This is a genomic window from Streptomyces hygroscopicus subsp. hygroscopicus, from assembly GCF_001553455.1.
In the GTDB taxonomy this organism is placed as follows: domain Bacteria; phylum Actinomycetota; class Actinomycetes; order Streptomycetales; family Streptomycetaceae; genus Streptomyces; species Streptomyces hygroscopicus.
Genome location: NZ_BBOX01000023.1, coordinates 1 through 1,959, shown reverse-complemented (window position 1 = coordinate 1,959; position 1,959 = coordinate 1). Strand labels below are relative to the sequence as shown.

The window sequence follows — 1,959 nt, the reverse complement described above, 5'->3', positions numbered from 1 at the left end:
CCCGCCACGGACGACGCCTGTGTGACGACGGCTTCCCAGCCGCCGAAGGTGATGGTCAGGAGGATGGCCATCGGCAGCACCATCACCGCCGCGACCAGAGGGTGACGGGTGCCGGTCCGCGCGCCGCCGAACGCCTCGGCCGTCGCGTCGACGGCCATGGCCACCGACCGGCGACGACGCGCCCGGTTGACCGTACGTCCAGCCGTGTCCGCCATCGTCCCTCCTCCGTCACATCTGGGGCGGCGAGCGTCTGACCTCGGGGGACGAGTGCTGCGCCCGCCGCTTGACCACAACATTAGGCGCGCGCCCCGGGGCCCGGCGTCATGCCTTCGTACCGATTGCGACGCCTCCCGGAGGATGACCCCGGGAGGCACCGACTACTCCCCTGGGTGGAGATGTGCCGTCATGTCCTGGGGTCTTCCCGGAGGGGGCGCGGGAGGTGATCCTTCCGCACCTTCTCCGCAGTACCGGAAGGCATCTTCCGGGACCCCGTGGCGGGCGCTACTCGGCCTCCCCCTCCTCGCCCCGCGGCACCGGCTGCTCCACCAGCGCCAGGACCCGGTTGGCCATGAAGCGGGCCGTCCGCACCACGGACCCATTACGGGTGACTTCGCTCACTTCCACCACTCCCCGCCGGACCGCCGTTTCGACCCTCCGGCCCGCCCTGGTGGCCACCACTTCATAGGTCCGCGTCGTGTCGCCCGCGTCCACGACTATCTCCACACGATCACCCTTCACGGTCTCAATCCCCCTTCTGAGACGGCCCCTTGAGATCACGCACGCACCGGGCCGAGCGCGGATTGCCACGATTCCGGCCCACTTCTCCAGGATCCCAGGCACCACTGACAATCCATCGACCGACGCATGCGCGGCCTCTGAGCGAGCGGGGCCGTCAATCCGTAAGCTGTGCACGTCAGGCGGACAGCGACGGATTACGACAGCGGACCGACGGCAGATCAGCGGCAAACGGCAAGCAGACGGCAGCGGATGGGGCTCCCCACCAGGGGTTAAGGGAAGGGGCCTCCCCAACCGGAGGTAGGGGACGGACATGGCGATGATGCGGCTCCGGCGCGAGGACCCGCGTGTCGTCGGTTCCTTCCGGCTGCACCGGCGGCTCGGCGCGGGCGGTATGGGGGTGGTCTACCTCGGCTCCGACCGGCGCGGCCAGCGGGTGGCCCTGAAGGTGATCCGGCCGGATCTCGCCGAGGACCGGGAGTTCCGGTCGCGGTTCGCCCGCGAGGTCTCCGCCGCGCGGCGGATCCGCGGGGGCTGTACGGCCCGGCTGGTGGCCGCCGATCTGGAGGCCGACCGCCCCTGGTTCGCCACCCAGTACGTACCGGGCCCCTCCCTCCACGACAAGGTGAACGAGGAGGGCCCGCTGCCCGCCGCGCACGTGGCGTCGATCGGGTCGGCGCTGGCGGAGGGGCTGTTGGCGGTCCACGAGGCGGGGGTCGTCCACCGGGACCTCAAGCCCTCCAACATCCTGCTCTCCCCCAAGGGTCCGCGCATCATCGACTTCGGCATCGCGTGGGCGACCGGGGCCAGCACCCTCACCCACGTCGGCACGGCGGTCGGCTCGCCCGGCTTCCTCGCGCCCGAGCAGGTGCGGGGCGCGGCGGTGACCCCGGCGACCGACGTCTTCGCGCTGGGCGCGACGCTCGCGTACGCCTGCACGGCGGACTCGCCGTTCGGGCACGGGAGTTCCGAGGTGATGCTGTACCGGGTGGTGCACGAGGAGCCGCAGCTGCTGGGGGTGCCGGACGCGCTCGCACCGCTGCTCCACGCCTGTCTGGCGAAGGACCCGGAGGACCGGCCGAGCACCCTGCAACTGTCGCTGCGGCTGAAGGAGATCGCGGCCCGCGAGGCGCACGGCCACGGGCCCGGCGCCGCGGGCTACGGCGGAGCGCAGGGCCGCCCCCCGGGGCGGCGCCCCGAGTCGCACGCCGACCAGAACACGGA

General features: G+C 72.2%; 3 protein-coding genes. 1 reads left to right on the top strand and 2 read right to left on the bottom strand.

Annotated features, from left to right (window positions below; genetic code table 11):
- The coding region (locus AXW62_RS03485; RefSeq protein WP_060943193.1) for a hypothetical protein at nt 1-215 on the bottom strand (215 nt) is incomplete at its 3' end.
- Nucleotides 216-501: 286 nt separating this feature from the next.
- Entirely contained in the window at nt 502-738 is a 237-nt protein-coding gene (locus tag AXW62_RS03480) for a DUF8836 family protein (protein ID WP_030826850.1), read from the bottom strand.
- 310 nt (nt 739-1,048) lie between these two features.
- On the opposite strand from AXW62_RS03480, the gene AXW62_RS03475 reads away from it, so the two are divergent.
- Nucleotides 1,049-1,959 (top strand): serine/threonine-protein kinase (locus AXW62_RS03475; protein WP_060943192.1); only part of this gene is annotated, 911 nt, incomplete at its 3' end.